Below are 17,388 nucleotides of genomic sequence, written 5' to 3' on the forward strand. Positions count from 1 at the left end.
ATAATCGCGACATATGTATCTTTTAACAAATCGTTAGTGTCCAGACGGAGTATCTTCTTCTAGCCCTGCCTACAACAATTTTATAATAACAAATTTAGAAATAATAGCGGCGGATAAAAATGAAACAAGGTCTAAAATGTTTATAAAATAATAAGGTAATAATGAATAGCAATAGTTCATATACAGCCAAAAAAAGATGCAATCCCACAAAGGCGATTGCATCTTTTTTTAACATAAAAAATTCTAATAAAATTCTCAGTTCACCTCATTAATGTTCGCCATGCATCCATTTTTTCAGGACAGGAGAAATCAACAACACAACAAAGCCCACTGAAATAGCTACAAGAAACAGGTAATAAAAGACCTTACTGTAAATATGAATTGTTTTGGAAGGACCAACAAATGTATTCAGAACATTTCCAAAGCCTATATAGCCGACCTTAGACTCCTTAACAACCTGCAAATTGATCTTTTCGCCGCCTGGCATGAAGAAATTATTCATAACATTGATGGTACTCTTTGACTTTTTAATAGCTGTGGCCATAGGCACTTTCACATTCATTTCAGCCTGAACCAATGTTGGTTGCAACACACGATGATCATCAACAGTCACAATCAGAGCCACATTATGACGACGGGTCGGCACATCCGTTTCAAACACCTCATACTGCAAGGTATCAACCAAAGGAAATACCATTGCCGAATCAGGAACCGATGCCTGATAACGGACGGTGTCGCCGGTTACCGTGATATTTCCATATTTCGTTTTCGGTTCAAAATTAATGGTTGTCAAATCACCAGTGGGATCAAGATAAGGCACACGCAAATTCACATCAACAGCCTCACCCGGCTTCACAGCCCGATAAATGTTAAAAACATCGGGTTTTATAAACTCAGCTTCATCCACCTCTTTAGTCACATCAATATTCACTTTAAGCGGTTTCGAATAAAGCGTATCGCCTTCGTTCACATAGTAAGAACGTAATAACACCTCATCGCGTCCTTTAAAACCGGATTTTGCCTCATAAGAAAGGCCGGTCTCCATAAATTGTTCGGTTGATGTAAGCTTTGCAATCGTACCACCAAGATACTGAGCCATCGCAGTAGATAAAAACCAGGCACCCATAATCATGGCAACCAAACGAGCCGGAGCCAGTCGTGTTACCATTGACAAACCGACCGGCGACAAACAAAGTTCACCCATGGTATGCAACATATAACCAAGGAAAAGGAATAACATAGAAACCTTACCATCGTCACCAGCTAAGGAAGCGCCAAGAACGAAAACCCCAAAACCAAGTCCCAGGTTAAACAACCCCATGGCAAATTTAACCGCTGTATTAGGTTCTCTATTCCGCTTGGAAAGTGCTAACCACAAGGAAGAAAATATTGGTGCCAGCAAAATAATAAACAACGGATTAACCGACTGATAAACAGAAGTAGGAATGGTAAACCCAAAGATACTACGATTCACATTCAAATCAGTAAACAGCGTAATGGAACTCCCGGCCTGCTCAAAGAAAGCCCAAAAGATGATGGTGAAAAAAGCCAAAATCAGAATCACCCATATACGCTCACGCTCTATTTTGCTCATTCGTATTGACATATAAATGATCCCTGCAAACACGATTACCACGAAAGGTGTCAGGAAATAATTCATCATATCATAATGCCACAACAGCAGACCAATTAAAGGGATTGAAAGGAAAGTGCCGAGATAAATAAGGATTTCCTGACTTAAACCAGCAAACAAAGGCTTCCGTAACGATACGGGATTTGGCGGAGTTCCATTGTCAGCATTAAAATATTTTTGTGCCGAAGAAAAAACGATTAAGCCCACAATCATACCGATACCGGCAAGGCCAAAACCGTAATGCCAACCAAAAATCTCACCCAACAGGCCACAGGTCAACGGCGAAAAAAATGCGCCAAGGTTTATACCCATATAAAAAATTGTAAAACCACCATCGCGGCGCGGGTCGCCCGGCTCATACAATTTACCTACCATGGACGAAATATTCGGCTTAAAAAAGCCGTTACCAATTATAATGAACGACAAACCACTATAAAAGAAAAACTCCGAACTAACGGTCATTAAAAAAAGGCCGACCGACATTAATGAGCCACCCAAAAAGATACTCTTCCGATAGCCAAGAATCTGATCCGCAATTACACCTCCAATAAAAGGAGTTGCATAAACCAGAGCTGTGTAGGCCCCATAAATACCATAAGCCGCCGTATCGCCATACAGCATCTGGCGGGTCATGTACAAAATAAGAAGGGCGCGCATGCCATAAAAGCTAAAGCGCTCCCACATTTCAGTAAAAAAAAGGTTATATAACCCCTTCGGATGACTGTTTCCCATAATAGTATATTCGTTTGATTTTAATTCCTGCCCAAATTTGTCTATTGGGACGTTTTAAATCCTAATCGCCATAAAAATCAATAAAAAACTCCCAAAAATATAACAAATCGCAGGTTTTTTTTCTAACAATTGTCAGGTTTATAAAAAAAACGGATATCGTAACCGGTATCCGTCTATCAAAAAAAATTATAAAACCCCTCAATTTTTAGGTAGTCCATGCAGTATTATCATGGGAAATTCGGGTTGTAACACCATCTTTTTTGTGATACTGGGATGAAATACTCTTTCAAAGAAGCTGTAATTGTATCGTATCATTACCACCATATCGGCACCATTGTCACCTGCAAACGAACAGATGCCCTTACAAATATCTGAATCGTCGATAAAATGGAAACTCAACTTCACATCAGGGAAATAACCGGCAATAGTTTCCTCGGCTTCCAGACGATTGATGTACTCGTCTTCCAATACATTTACAAACATGAGTTCAGCATTAAGATACCTCACCAATTCAAACAACGGAAGCGCAATGTTATCATCGATTGTTTTCAAATCGGTTGCAAACACCAATTTTTTCGGTTTTCGATAAGAACAAGTACGCGGCACAACAATAAGTGGCATATTAATGTGCCTGATAACGTCGAAAGCGTTACTTCCCAAAAGAAAATTTTCCAAAGCGCTTTCTCCACGACAGCCAAGAATCACCATATCGGGCATCAAACCAGCCTCTGACATTTCCATTCGAAGCACCTCTATCAGAGACCCATAACGTGATATTAAATGAATGCGAACATTGGGAAATTGACGATGAAGAATAGACAACTCTTTTTTTAATCCCTTTTGGCTCTCCTCAGCCATTTCATCTTTCACCTGCATGATGTATGGACTACCGCTAAACTCAACATCAAAGGCATGAAAAAGATAAAACTCTGCTTTTTTTTCCTGAAACATCTGAATACCATATACCGCAGCATTTCGGGCCGTTTCGGAAAAATCGGTTAAAAGAACAATGCGTTTCATAAGGCCAATTATTAACGATTAAACATTGTATTTATGCTAACGAGAAAAGTCCTATTTCGATGTTATACTTGTCCTAAAATGACCATTTATACCAGTAACATCAGTTTTTTCAAACTTCAGAAACCCCAAATTTGGACTTCCCTGCTTAAACTCCCGACTTATGGATAAACACTATTAAATAGCATCTTTAAGTTACAACAATAAAATATGAAATACCAGTTCCTTAAAATAAAAATACGGCAGGCGATGGAAAATCAAAGCACATCTCAATATCGTGCTTACAAACAAAATACAACTCCTGCGTTACACCTGATTTCAAAATACTCATTTACAACAGAATACACACAACAATCAAGCTCCAAAAGCCTTAAAAATGAAGTTTATGTTTATGAATCAGAGTTTTCGGGCCAACACCAGACGGATTAATGCTCCAAGAATCATTCATTATAAATCAATATTGAACCTTTGTTCATAGATTTTTACCAAACGGCGTATAGAAGCGCTACTGATAGCGTCATAATCAATATCCTTAAAGGCAAAAAATTCATATCCTGCAACATCGTCACTCGGGGAGATGTGACCAAAATCCGCCACTTTGCAGATAAATCCAAAATCAGTCGTAAAAACCGAATAACCGGAAAAAATATATTCATTCGGGAAAGAACCCAGATACTGCGTCTCAGCTATTTCCAGATTCAGTTCTTCTTTCACCTCACGGCGCAAAGCCACTTCGGCAGCTTCTCCCGGATCCACAAAACCACCGGGCAAATCAAGCATCCCCTTACAAGGCTCAAACGCCCGATATGTCAACAACAACTCATTCTGATCGTTAACAATCAACGCCGCCACTGCGGCAGCCGAATTTATAAAAAAATGAAACCCACAATCGTCACATTTAAACGACTTAAAATCCATGGCAGGAAATTTCCCCGAACCGCAACGCGGACAATACTTAATAACTTCAGATGGATGTGTCATTATAGTTTAATTTTAAATTTCCCGACCAACAAAATTCACTTGACCAGCTCACCCAAGCATGCTATTAAGGGCTTGCAGGAAAAATCCAAATTCTGCGTTACGCTTATCCTCAAAATGGTCATTTACTCCGGTAAAATAACAATTTTCGAGTCGTGGAGGCATTAAAAATGCAACTTTCCTATCTGCCACAAAACGTTTCGGACAAGCACTCAATAAAAAACAACTACGGAATCCGGTTCATGCATTGCAAGAAAATTTCATTTAATAAAAAGGAAAGTCCATGCAGATTGTCAAAAATATATTTTTATTCACAGAATGCCGTATTTTAGCGCCCTTCAATCCGAACCAAAAAAAAGAATCTTCGTAGAGACAAGACAGACCAAAAAAAATCAGAGATAATTGACAGTATCAACTATACAAACCATATCAATCACAACGTTTCATCCAATCTGTACCAATAAATAATCATTTCCGATGAGATCAACACTACGACTAACAATCTTATTTTCAATTGCATGTATAATAGTAACATCGTGTGCATCAAAAAAATACATGAAACAAGCCAATCAGTACGAATCAGCAGGACTGTATGAAGAGGCCGCCGATCTTTATATCCGGTCACTTCAGGCCAACAGCGATAACATGGAATCAAAAGTCGGACTAAAAAAGACAGGACAACTGGCCCTCGATAATAAACAAAAACAATTTTCACAACTCTACCAATCGCGGCAAACCAAAGAAGCTGTTTACGCTTATATTGATGCAGAGAATTACCTTCGGCAAGCTGAATCATTGGGTGTTTATCTAAACTTTGATCAAACAAACAGATCCCATTTCGAGGAAGTAAAAACAATCTATCTGGATAAGCTCTATAAAGAAGGAGTCAACTATCTTCAGCAGGAAAACTTTATGATGGCAGAACCCCTATTGGGCGAAATCAGGAATATTGATAACAGTTACAAAGACACCCGGGAACAATGGATTATCGCCAGATATGAACCTATATACAGGGATGGTATCAACTTTACGTCCACCGGTCTTAATAGGAAAGCTTATTACGCTTTTGATCAGGTGCTTCGTGGCGCCGGCGGGTACAAAGACGCTGTTTCGTTGCGGGAAAAAGCGCTTCACAAAGCCACCATCACAATAGCATTGGTTCCGTTTTTTACCTCCAACCAATCTCAAAATACAACGGCCGAACAATTACAAAGCCACACCATCAGTGCAGTATCCAACCTAAAAACGCCCTTTTACCGGGTTATTTACGATCCGGTTATTAACAGTTTCGGAAAACTCAATTTCATCACAGAGCCTATGTTGGCGATTCAATTGATGAAAGCCGCTGGCCTAAAATTATCCACAAATTATCTCTTAACAGCCAAAATAACCACCTGCACACAATTCACCAATCCGGTTAAAAATATTCCACAAAAAGCGTATCTAAAAATAACGAAAAATCGCACCACCGAGTCGGGCGAACGGGAGAGTTACCAGACATATGAAAAGGTCTACTATAATCAACAAAAAGGAAATAGTGGAGCGTCTTTGTCCATCAGCTATATGCTCATTAATATTGAAACAAACGAAGTTCTGGTATCCAATGTTTTTAATGGCTCCGACGCCGACGAAACACTATCGGCTTCTTTTGACGGTAACTACAAAAATCTGGTTCCAGGTACCTGGAAGTATTCATCAAAAAAAGATCCAATGGACAGAATGGTAACCAGCACAACGGCCATCAATCAGCTAAGAAAAAGCTTTAACACAAAATCAAAAGAAATAATTTCAGGAAATAAATTGATGGAAAATTTAATCATTCAGGCAACAATAGCTATGGCCTCCGACATCGAACGCTTTAACCCGGAAAAATAAACAACAATGCAAAAAACATCTTTTGTCAAAAAAAACAGGGCATTAAAACGTTATTCGAGGATGACAATTATTGCATTAAACGAAAAACATCATTACACCTCAACTCTTAACATCAATTAACGAGATTTTAATGATTTTCACCGATTTACGCCTTACCTTTGTCGTAGATTTTTTTTCATAGATTTGGATTTGGTTAACAAAGGCTGATTTAAGGGGAAAGGGCAGATTTTTAATCTGTCCTTTTTTTTTTGCCATTACATCATTTTTTTGTAAATTTCTGCGACAAAATTCAACATACCGAATGCGACAAACCCGTTTGTATAAAAAAGCAAACACGGTGTTACATCAGACTTTGATAAACCTATTTATTTACGGATGAAAATCTAAAACGATGGATAACCTTTTCCTAAAATACATGAAAGAACGGACAGGGAAAAAAAAGAGCAGCGGACCAAACTTCGATGTTCCCGGCCCCGTCATTTCCATCTCTCGAGAATTTGGATGTCCAGCTGCCCGGATAGCAAACAAATTAAGCATTGCGCTCACCCAAAAAAACATGGCTCAGGAAAAAAAACTTCCCTGGCGTTGGATCAGCAAAGAAATTATTGAAGAATCAGCCAAAGAGTTAAACCTCTCAGCTGATTTAACGCAAGATTTATCAGATTATAAAACGCGAGGCTTCTTTGAAAATGTAGCGCTATTTTTCTCCGATGAGTTTTACCCAAGCGACGTTAAAATAAAAAACACCATTGCCAGATTTATATACAACGCAGGCGCCGAAGGTAACGTTATCATTGTAGGTCGTGCGGCAGAGTCCATTACCAAAAACTTTGAGAAATCCTTTCACATAAAATTACAGGCACCCATCGAATGGCGGGCCAAACAAATTTCCAAAGAAAAAGGGATTAGTCTGGCAGATGCACGCAAAGAAGCATTTGAAATGGATAAACGTCGAAACCAATTTCGGAGATATTTTGAAAAAGAACGACCCGACATAGATTTTTTCGATGTCTTTTTTAATTGCGCCACCATGACCGACGAAGAGATTATTGAAATGGTCATCATACTGGCCGAAAGCAAAGGCTTTGTATAAACTACACATATTGCCGCATCAATGAAAGTGTTTGAGCCAAATAGCCGGCACCAAACATATTCAAATGATTCATGACGTGATATAAAGTATAAACACCCTGACGATAGTCGGCACCATCGGGTAAAGGCCACTCTTCGAGGTAAGCGCGATAAAAGGTTTCAGAAAAACCGCCAAACAAGCGAGTCATAGCCAGATCAGCTTCGCGGTGTCCATAATATATTGCGGGATCGATAAGTACCGGTTGTCCCGGCTCATCAACCAGATAATTGCCGCCCCACAAATCGCCATGGAGTAATGAAGGCGGCTCCTCACTCCCCTTTAGTATTTCAGGGAGTCTCGACTCTAAACGACAGAATAACTGCTTGAATGTATCGGTAACATAACCATTACGTTCGGCCAGTTGGTATTGAAATAACAAACGCTTGTTAAAATAAAAATCGGCCCATTGCTGCACCTCATCTCCAACGGCTTTATTTAACTGAGGTGTAGTACCAATATAATTATCTTCATTCCATCCAAAAGCAATCCGGGTGTGACGATGCATTTGCGCCAGCTGACGACCAAAATCTTCAAAAAAACAGTTTCCTTTTCTTCCCGGTGAGATATACTCAATCATAAGCATCCCGGCATCAGCAAAAATAACATCAGGCACTCTAATAACGCCAGTCCTTTTCAACTCGCGAAGACCATTGGCTTCATTTAGCGACATCCCCGGAAGCGCTGATTCTTTAACCACGAGTTGACGCCCTGACACTGTTTTAACGAATTGGGTATTGGCAATACATCCTCCCCCAAGGCTTGTAACAGAAGAGATCTCTTCATTCAGCAGTTCGGTCAATTGTTGTTCATTCATACAACACACTATCACATAAATTCGAAACGGATCTTGCTTTATTTAGCATTTGTCAATAAAAGATCAACTACTTTGTTACGCTTGCACTCAAAAATAGTTATTCACATCAGTAGAATCAAGATTTTGAGCTGCGTAAGTCTTAAAATTGAACGTTCTATAACAAATTCTGATTATGCAAAAGGACACAAATAACACAAAATACCATCGTTAATCAAACAATACTTACCCATATAAATAATGCTGAATTAATTATTTTTACAAAAAAGGGGAAAAATGAATCAAACAAAAAACAACCGACTGATATTATTCATCTTTTCAGGACTGATTATGGCTAATATAATAAAAGGCCAAACGTTTTCTGCCGACACCTCATTCAACATCAGAAGTGAATACAAAAAACAGATTAAATATTATCCAGATATAGAAGTTGCAACTGTTGGCGACACCAGCGAACTGAGCATTCTCCGCGACATAGAATACCTCCAACTTGACAAACACGCACTACATCTCGACATTATTCGCCCCAAACAGAAACAACAGAAAACGCGGTTACCGGTCATTATATTTATTCACGGAGGCGGTTGGCGCAGTGGCAATAAAACAATGGAACACCCGTTGGCTTTCGAAATGGCACGAAGAGGGTATGCGTGTGTATGTGTAGAATATCGCTTATCGACAGAAGCGGTCTACCCGGCGGCAGTAGAGGATATCATCACAGCTATCCGATGGGTTCGGATCCATTCCAAACAATACGGTTTTCATCCCAACCAAATTGTTTTAGAAGGCACTTCATCTGGCGGGCAATTAGCAGCATTGATTGGCACCATTAACGAATCCCAAAAAATATATAACGTACCCAATTACGCCCATGTTTCAGAAAAAGTACAAGGCGTAATAAATATTGACGGCGTTTTAGCCTTTATCCATCCCGAGTCAGGCGAAGGCAAAGACAAACCAGGCAAGCCCTCGGCAGCGACGTTGTGGTTCAACTCAACCGTCGGCGAAAACCCTGCGGTTCGCTATGAAGCATCAGCACTCACTTATGTCAACAAAAAATCAGCTCCAATGTTATTCATCAACAGCTCTATACCACGCTTTCATAGCGGCCGGAATGACATGATTAAAGAAATGAACCGATACGGCATTGCGACCAAAGTATATGAACATGAGCACTGCATGCATACATTCTGGTTATTTCACCCCTGGTTTAACCAAACAGCAGATTGGATGGATCATTTCCTGAAAGATCAATTGAAATTTAAACCGTAAAAAGCAAAAAGGCCCGTTGAAACCGGGCTTTTTAAACACTTATCTTCACAATTAATTACACTTCAATCTCACCTTCATCAGTCGCCCCGGTAAAACGATAAGCTGCTTTACGCAAGCGATCCATAATAGCGGCCCCAACCCCCTCTTCGTTAACCTTAACGGCATAAATCTGTTCCACCGAATCATCGGCTTCCAAATCATGTAACACCGAGAAAACCTTAGAGGCCCCTTCAAGCAAATCGCCGTTGGTCGACAACAAAAAAACCTTGGACTTCGCCGTTGCTGGAATTTCGTATGGTTTAAATAGTAACAACGCCGCATAATCGGGCAAATTATCGGGCAACTGGTCAAATAAATAAAATGGTTTTCGTGGAGAATAATGACTTTTCAACTGACCTGGAGCCTGAATATGCTTTTCAGTACTTGAAGACACCACCTCAACGTCAGGGAAATCTATTTTCAGTTGAGAAACAGTTATAGCCCCCGGTCGAAGAATCTCAATACGATTATCAGCAACCGCTACAATGGTTGATTCAATACCAATATTGGTCTGTCCCCCCTCCAACAAATAGTCAATGGTACGTAATTGATCCCGAACATGAGCTGCCTTTGTAGGACTTAACCGGCCAAACAAATTAGCACTAGGGGCAGCCACCGGCACCCCTGCCTGCCTGATCAGTTTGAGTGCCATAGGGTGATTGGGCATACGGACGGCAACCGTTGGCAAACCAGCCGTAACAATATCGGGGATTTGCTTGTTTTTGACAGATACAATAGTCAATGGTCCTGGCCAATATTTATCGGCGAGTTTATAAATAAGCGGATTAATTGGCTTTTTAAATACCGTATCTAATGTATCTGCTGAAGCAATATGAAGAATTAGAGGGTCGAAAGAAGGGCGCTGTTTTGCCTCAAAAATACCGACAACAGCCTTAGCATCCAATCCATTGGCCCCTAACCCATAAACTGTTTCGGTAGGGAAGGCAACTAACTTGCCTTCCCGTATTAATTTTGAAGCAAAAATGATGTCTTTACCTGATTTAATCATTTTCGCCCTTACAACAAAGATTGGTTATCGTCATCTAATCTTTTACGCTGTGCTGCCTGAAATTCAGACACCTTAGCCCGCACCACTTCATTGGTCAGACCAAAAATTTTAGCAGCAGCCAAAGCGGCATTATCCGGTTCAAGCACCACCATTGGGGCTACTCCCGAAGGCATCCGCAAACTGGAATAAATATCGTTTCCGGCAAACTTATCGCCGTATGGCGGACAGGCAATGACCGGACAATACGTCTGGGCATCACTAAAACCACTCAAAGCGTTACTACGGCCTGCCACGGTTACAAATACCACTTGTTCTGCCTCAAATTCGCGAATAATATCCAGACATTTTAATGGGACCTTATGTGCTGACGCAATACGCATCACGACTTCAAGCCCTAAATTTTTGGATGCTTTAGCAATTTTCTGCGACCATTCGAGGTCGGCTTTCGACCCCATTATGATTACAACTTTACTCATCTTTCTTCTCCTTTTTAAAAAATGCATATTTGTATTCCATCGGCAACAAATTGTTGTATTCGTCAACCGATGCACCATTTAGGCAGGCTTCGATTATTTGGCGGCCCAAAGGTAATAATTCAGGCTGAAGATACTGCTGTAATTCTTTTTTAAAAAATTGGTACAGTAATTCGCCACCCTTGTCATAGCCTTCCTCGCCCACTTCAGATTGCTTGTAAACCTTAAGAAAACGGGACGGAATTTTATTCCCTTCGAGGGTTAAAAAATTCAATTCATACCCCAACAATGGGCAACGTGCCGGCTGATACTGATCGGGCCGCAATTTTGAATTTCCACGACGAGTAAGATACTCACGCATAATAAGCTGCGGCTTAAAACCGACTTTCCACACGCCTATATGCTGGTTGGGCGTCAGGGTATAACGAACCCTGGGACTATTAATAATCTGCTCGAGTAATAAGTTAGCATGCGTCACCTTTTTACCCGTAGCAAAAGGCCAATATGAACCGACCCCTTCACTCTCCATGTTACCGCCACCTGATATGCTGGGGTTAGCATAGCCTCGGGGACTCACCAATCGCCACAACCAGGCCAATGCCGGAGGTAAAATATGAAACATGCCTAAAATACCGTACGAAGGTTCTTGCAGTGAACTGGGAGGCGTACGTACACCAAAACTACGCACATCAATGGTTACAGGTCTCGCCATCACTTCCGGAATAATGTTACGCGGCAAAATAACTCTGGGATTGGGACACTTTTTACCCGGCGCATCTTCAATATGGTTCCAAATCATAGCCGTACCGTTGGGGCGCGTGTCGATATTCAGAAATAAAACAGGCACCGGAGGATTCATGGTTATTTTCTCCAAAAAAGGATCATCACCATAGGCATGCACGCCGTCGACCCTGATAAACCAGGCATTTTCGGCATCGGCAACGGTCAATTTACCATTTCCTTTCTGATAAGAAGGATGACACAGCGCCATATCGTCGGTCACCGGCTTGTAAGTACAAAACAACGGTATATTTATAAGACGACGTTCGCCTGTATGTATATTTTCACCAATAAGCACTTGTCCGTTGGCCTCACGGGGTATCATTTGAAGCATCTCACTTTTGCCACCGCCACTGGCCCCTTCGTGCATAAAATTGGTGCTGTTATCATAAGGATTTACAGCCTGAACCGTAGAACAATGAGTGGTTACCCAACCTTCATGTTCCCCTTTATCAAGCAACACGGCATAAAGGCCCTTTTTAGCACTGGGGCCGGGGTATAAATTGTAAGAATAAACTTCATGAAATCCATCCAAACGATTATGAATAACCTTTTGCTTACCGTTAAAATGCGTATGTCGAAATGGCGGTGCCACATAAATTGCCGAATCAAGGGTAAAGTCGTCGGGCAAATCATTAATATCCAAAATTTTCTGAAGAAAAGCGAGCCCCAAAGCAAAGAAACCGGCATTGTCGGGAACAATGGCAATGCCCCCCACTCCCACTGGGTAATTACCCGCATAGTAAAGAAATACGCCCAGATTTTGGGATTTCAACCAATCAAAAGTCTCCTGACGTAATTTTGAGAAGTCATATCCATAAACATCTTTAAAACGCGGTTTGTCGGTTGGTTTATCATCGGCAATGGCCATGGTATCAGGATCGCGACGCCGCATGTAGGGTTCGGTATAGTTAGCCGAAATGCCATTACTTACTTTATGAACAATAGCTTCAACATACTCACCTTTACCTGGCAGTTTGTACTTCACTTCAAAGGAATCATTCCGGGCGCCATTGGTTGAAGCATCAATCAGTTCATCAGTCGTGTTAAACCAGGTAACTTTAGGAGCCTCTTTTAAAAGTGCGCTCACTTGTTGAGGGACTTTCACCCCCTTCATTTCAAGTTCTTTCAGAAAATCCATAATAATATTAATTTTAGGGTTATTATTCAAGCTACAAATTACACTTCTGGCGGCGTTACGACGTAGACTAATTCAGCCACTTCTTGTTGGTCATTAACAGCCTTATGCCGTCGCATGGCATTAAAATACAGGCTATCTCCATTTTTCATCGGATAAACAGTGTCATCTATTTCAAATTGCAGTTCACCCGTTAAAAGATAACAAAAACTCTGGCCCGAATGTTCCCTGAACCATTTATCGGCCACTGCCCCCTTTTTTAACTTTATTAAAAAAGTACCCATCAGCTTTCCGGCTTCATGGTGCGACAACTGATACAGTTCGCCCCCTTTTTTATCCTGATCTATCAATATTTGATCTGCTTTACACATTAGCGGGGTAAACTTTATAATCTCATTTTCGCCGATCATATCACCCACCGTCGTATTTAATGTATCAGCTATTGATTTTAGGGTAACAATTGACGGAAACGCTTTGCCATTTTCAATTTGCGACAGTGCACTTGGACTGATTCCCGACAAACGGGCCGCTTTACTTAACGAAAGCCCCAACACATCGCGACGCGTCCTGATCCTTCCTCCTAACCTATCCATGCAAAATAAACTTAACAAAATAATAACCAATGGATTTCAACACACATTACAAACATAAAAATTAATTATGGCTTAATAAATTAATCAACACTTAATTATTCTTAATTTATTAATTAAAGAAACAGTCATCACGTACTTGCAGAAAATCAGGCTTCTGCGTTATGCTGGTTCTCTAAAGGGTCAATTACACATGTGAACTCACATTTTTAAAGTGTCGAAAGCCACAAAAATGACGTTTTCCTTTCTTTCACCAGAGTTTTCGGACAAGTAACCCATATTAAAAATTGCACACAAACAAATATTCAAAACGAGAATTAAATATCAGAAGAGAATGACAAAATATGCAAAGTTTTTAAGTTAAAAATATCCTACTTTTAAGCACAGACCAAATTTTCTCAAATTAAAAAATGGCATTATGAATAAAATTTCTTACACATTCGTCATCATCATGATTTTCGGATATTTAGGTTGTTCAAAACAAAGCAGCAGCTATCAACCAACCATTGCTAACCCCAATGCTACGACCGAAACGAAGAATTTACATGAACGAATGGTTCAGTTAATGAAACGTGGAATCATGTATGGACATCAGGATGACTTGGTTTATGGACACACCTGGAAAACTGAAGGTGTATCGGATGTAAAACAAGTAACTGGCGATTTTCCAGCCGTTTTCGGATGGGAAATAGGAGATTTGGAACTCGGGAATAGCTACAGTCTCGACTCTGTAAGCTTCGATGAAATTAGAAAAGGAATTGAATGGGTAGCTGCATCTGGCGGATTCAACACCATCAGCTGGCATTGCAACAATCCCTTAACTGGAGGCAACGCATGGGATGTTTCATCCAATCAGGTGGTAAAAAGCATTTTACCGAATGGTAACAAACATGAAGCATACATTAAGATGCTTGAACAAACAGCCGACTTTTTACTATCGCTAAAAGATAAAAACGGCGCGTTAATACCGATTATCTTTCGACCATTTCATGAAAATACAGGAAGCTGGTTCTGGTGGGGAAAAGATCTCTGCACGGCCGATGATTACATTGCCTTGTGGCATTTCACTGTAAACTTTTTCAATCAAAAAGGTGTGAATAACATACTATACGCCTATTCATCAGCCAGCGGATTTACAACGTCCGATGAATATCTCGAACGATATCCTGGCGACGATATAATTGATATTATTGGTTTTGATGAATATCAGGGCAACGTCGACGACAAAGAAAACTACATGCAATCAATATCTACCGGCCTTGACATTGTGACCACCCTCGCCAAACAAAACAACAAAATCCCCATACTGGCAGAAACGGGCTTTGAATCAATCCCCGATTCATCGTGGTGGACAGCAACATTGTGGCCCGCCATAAAAGATTACCAAATTTCATACGTGTTAACCTGGCGCAATGCCCACGATCGGGGCACCCATTTTTATGCGCCATTCCCGGGACAGGGCAGTGCTTCGGATTTTGTCACATTTAAAAATGAAAAAAGGACTCTTTTTATGAAAGATGTGCAGCCTGAATAGTGGTATTTTTCACTTCCCAGGACAAAAATGATAGTAAAAAGTTACTAAAACATACTTTTTAATGCTTGCAAGGAAAGTCCAACTTCAGCGTTATGCTTATCCTCAAAATGGTTATTTACGGTGGTAAACTCGCATTTTTTGGATTTTGCCAGCCTTGAATCTGGACTTTTCTTATCAACGCTATTAACGATCACATTGAATTCTCAACCAAAATTCAGCTTCCTATCCAAACCGGCCTTTTCAAGATCTTTTTAGAGAGTTAAACGACCCGTTGGTTTTCAGTTTGACCAATAAGAATAAGACATATATAATTCTTCTGGGGCACTTACACAAAATCGAATCTTAATCTGCAACGATCTATTTTGCTTCGCACACAAATAAAAAATCGCTAACAATAAATTTTGACGTTGTGTTACAACACTCCGCCCTACACCATTAAAAATAACTGATTGTCCGTCGAATAAAGCATACAAAAACAACTATTATTCATCTCAGCCGGATCTCCCCAAACAAAGTGGGCATCTCATTATTCATTCGTTTTGGCATTAATTCCGGGCACCCGATATTTAATTCTTCCATAATCCAAATTAAGTGCTTAACAACAATTATTAAACCTTTCGATTGAAAAGAAATAAGAGACCCTTCTCAATGGCGAAAAAATTCTTTAATTTTGTACGTCTCAAAAAAGCAAGCACTAAATAAACTCATAATATCATAACTATGGCTGATTTTAAGTATCAAAAGCCGTTTCCTTTGACAAAGGACACGACCAAGTATCGGTTACTGACCAAGGATTTTGTTACGACGCTCAACGTTGAGGACCGAAAAATTTTAAAAGTAGACCCCAAAGGTCTTCAATTACTGGCAAAAGAAGCTGTCAGCGACGTCTCATTTTTTCTGCGTCCCGCCCATCTCGAAAAACTGTCCACCATACTGAAAGATCCGGAGGCCTCAGATAACGACCGTTTTGTGGCACATACCATGCTCATGAATCAAATTGTATCAGCCGAAGGCGAACTACCCACTTGTCAGGATACCGGAACAGCCATTGTAATTGGCAAAAAGGGCGAAAACGTATGGACAGGCAGCAATGATGCAGAAGCATTATCGAAAGGCATCTATGAAACCTACCGCGACAAGAACCTGCGTTACTCACAAGTGGTACCTTTCAGCATGTTTGAAGAAAAAAATACCGGCACAAACCTGCCGGCTCAAATCGACATTTATGCAGAAGAGGGCAATAAATACGAATTCTTATTTATCACCAAAGGCGGCGGTTCCGGCAACAAAACCTTTTTATATCAACAAACCAAAGCATTATTAACCGAAGAGGCTTTAACCAGCTTTGTGAAGGAAAAAATTAAAGATTTAGGGACTTCGGCCTGCCCACCCTATCATTTGGCACTGGTAATTGGCGGCACCTCAGCCGAGGCCACATTGGCCACGGTAAAAAAAGCCTCAGCCGGGTATCTTGATCATTTGCCAACTCAGGGAAATGAAGGCGGTCAGGCCTTCCGTGATTTGGAATGGGAAGCAAAAGTTCAAAAAATTTGTCAGGAAAGCACCATCGGGGCACAATTTGGCGGCAAATACTTTGTTCATGATGTACGGGTAATCCGTCTGCCGCGTCATGCAGCTTCATGTCCGGTTGGTTTGGGTGTTAGCTGCAGTGCCGACCGCAATATTAAGGCTAAAATCACCGAAGAAGGCATTTTTGTGGAAGAGTTGGAAAAGAACCCGGCTCGCTTTGCACCAGAAAGAGCGCCTGAACTTGCAGCCCCGGTTAATATCGACCTCGACCGACCGATGGAGGAAGTTTTAAAAGAACTCTCCAAACATCCAATTAAAACCCGATTAAATTTAAGTGGGACTTTGATTGTAGCACGTGACATCGCTCATGCCCGAATCAAAAAAATGATTGATGATGGCAAACCAATGCCCGAATATATGAAACAACATCCGGTATATTATGCCGGACCGGCCAAAACACCCAAAGGCATGGCTTCAGGGAGCTTTGGACCCACAACTGCCGGGCGTATGGATCCATACGTCGAGCTGTTTCAAAGTAAAGGTGGCTCAATGATTATGCTGGCAAAAGGCAACCGTTCGCAAGCTGTGACCGATGCCTGCAAGAAAAATGGTGGCTTTTACCTCGGCTCAATTGGCGGACCGGCAGCCATATTAGCTAAAGACAGCATCAAATCCGTTGAAGTGATCGATTTTGAAGAATTAGGCATGGAAGCCGTGCGAAAAATAAGGGTTGAAAATTTCCCTGCTTTTATTATTGTTGACGATAAAGGAAACGACTTTTTCGCAAAACTATAAATTTGATAATTCAAAAATTTGATAATTTCATTTTTTTAGGATAAATTGGG

General features: G+C 40.6%; 14 protein-coding genes. 6 read left to right on the top strand and 8 right to left on the bottom strand.

The features are described 5' to 3' along the window. Positions 1-268: 268 nt before the first annotated feature. Positions 269-2,365, bottom strand: a complete 2,097-nt coding sequence (locus ACT3CD_RS12670; protein ID WP_444646004.1) for a peptide MFS transporter — start codon at positions 2,363-2,365, stop codon at positions 269-271. Positions 2,366-2,563: 198 nt separating this feature from the next. Further along, positions 2,564-3,385: a universal stress protein gene (locus tag ACT3CD_RS12675; RefSeq protein ID WP_444646005.1), complete on the bottom strand. Its 822-nt coding sequence runs from the start codon at positions 3,383-3,385 to the stop codon at positions 2,564-2,566. Between the two features lie 207 nt (positions 3,386-3,592). On the opposite strand from ACT3CD_RS12675, the gene ACT3CD_RS12680 reads away from it, so the two are divergent. After that, positions 3,593-3,811 carry a hypothetical protein gene (locus tag ACT3CD_RS12680; protein WP_444646006.1) on the top strand — a complete coding sequence of 73 codons (219 nt, stop codon included), beginning with the start codon at positions 3,593-3,595 and terminating at the stop codon, positions 3,809-3,811. Between the two features lie 18 nt (positions 3,812-3,829). Here the strand turns inward: ACT3CD_RS12680 and ACT3CD_RS12685 are convergent, their stop codons facing one another. Then, the gene (locus ACT3CD_RS12685) at positions 3,830-4,363 is read right to left on the bottom strand and encodes an NUDIX hydrolase (protein WP_444646007.1); all 534 of its coding nucleotides are present in this window, start codon (positions 4,361-4,363) and stop codon (positions 3,830-3,832) included. 552 nt (positions 4,364-4,915) lie between these two features. Between ACT3CD_RS12685 and ACT3CD_RS12690 the strand changes: the two genes are divergently transcribed. Both ACT3CD_RS12690 and ACT3CD_RS12695 read left to right on the top strand, forming a co-directional pair. Then, complete coding sequence (locus ACT3CD_RS12690; protein ID WP_444646008.1) at positions 4,916-6,235, top strand: hypothetical protein; 1,320 nt, start codon at positions 4,916-4,918, stop codon at positions 6,233-6,235. Between the two features lie 391 nt (positions 6,236-6,626). After that, a complete protein-coding gene (locus tag ACT3CD_RS12695; RefSeq protein WP_444646009.1) occupies positions 6,627-7,328 on the top strand; it encodes a cytidylate kinase-like family protein in 702 nt (233 codons plus the stop codon). A gap of 1 nt (position 7,329) precedes the next feature. Here the strand turns inward: ACT3CD_RS12695 and ACT3CD_RS12700 are convergent, their stop codons facing one another. After that, positions 7,330-8,181, bottom strand: a complete 852-nt coding sequence (locus ACT3CD_RS12700) for a fructosamine kinase family protein (RefSeq protein ID WP_444646010.1) — start codon at positions 8,179-8,181, stop codon at positions 7,330-7,332. Between the two features lie 273 nt (positions 8,182-8,454). On the opposite strand from ACT3CD_RS12700, the gene ACT3CD_RS12705 reads away from it, so the two are divergent. Next, positions 8,455-9,450: an alpha/beta hydrolase fold domain-containing protein gene (locus ACT3CD_RS12705; RefSeq protein WP_444646011.1), complete on the top strand. Its 996-nt coding sequence runs from the start codon at positions 8,455-8,457 to the stop codon at positions 9,448-9,450. 55 nt (positions 9,451-9,505) lie between these two features. Here ACT3CD_RS12705 and ACT3CD_RS12710 read toward each other — a convergent pair whose 3' ends face one another. Genes ACT3CD_RS12710 through ACT3CD_RS12725 form a run of 4 tightly spaced genes read right to left on the bottom strand, consistent with a single transcriptional unit; the run spans position 9,506 to position 13,482 of the window. Further along, a complete protein-coding gene (locus tag ACT3CD_RS12710; RefSeq protein WP_444646012.1) occupies positions 9,506-10,498 on the bottom strand; it encodes an L-threonylcarbamoyladenylate synthase in 993 nt (330 codons plus the stop codon). A gap of 8 nt (positions 10,499-10,506) precedes the next feature. Beyond that, positions 10,507-10,974: an AIR carboxylase family protein gene (locus tag ACT3CD_RS12715; protein WP_444646013.1), complete on the bottom strand. Its 468-nt coding sequence runs from the start codon at positions 10,972-10,974 to the stop codon at positions 10,507-10,509. After that, a complete protein-coding gene (locus tag ACT3CD_RS12720) occupies positions 10,967-12,892 on the bottom strand; it encodes a DUF4914 family protein (RefSeq protein ID WP_444646014.1) in 1,926 nt (641 codons plus the stop codon). Before ACT3CD_RS12720 ends, ACT3CD_RS12715 begins: the two co-directional genes overlap by 8 nt. A 38-nt stretch (positions 12,893-12,930) precedes the next feature. Continuing rightward, positions 12,931-13,482: a helix-turn-helix domain-containing protein gene (locus ACT3CD_RS12725; protein WP_444646015.1), complete on the bottom strand. Its 552-nt coding sequence runs from the start codon at positions 13,480-13,482 to the stop codon at positions 12,931-12,933. 415 nt (positions 13,483-13,897) lie between these two features. Here ACT3CD_RS12725 and ACT3CD_RS12730 point away from each other — a divergent pair, with 415 nt between their 5' ends. Further along, a complete protein-coding gene (locus tag ACT3CD_RS12730) occupies positions 13,898-15,013 on the top strand; it encodes a glycoside hydrolase family 26 protein (protein WP_444646016.1) in 1,116 nt (371 codons plus the stop codon). A 720-nt stretch (positions 15,014-15,733) separates the two neighbouring features. After that, complete coding sequence (locus ACT3CD_RS12735) at positions 15,734-17,338, top strand: fumarate hydratase (protein WP_444646017.1); 1,605 nt, start codon at positions 15,734-15,736, stop codon at positions 17,336-17,338. The last annotated feature ends 50 nt before the right edge of the window (positions 17,339-17,388 follow it).

It is taken from the genome of Geofilum sp. OHC36d9, assembly GCF_052400685.1.
Classification (GTDB): domain Bacteria; phylum Bacteroidota; class Bacteroidia; order Bacteroidales; family Marinilabiliaceae; genus CAZHHH01.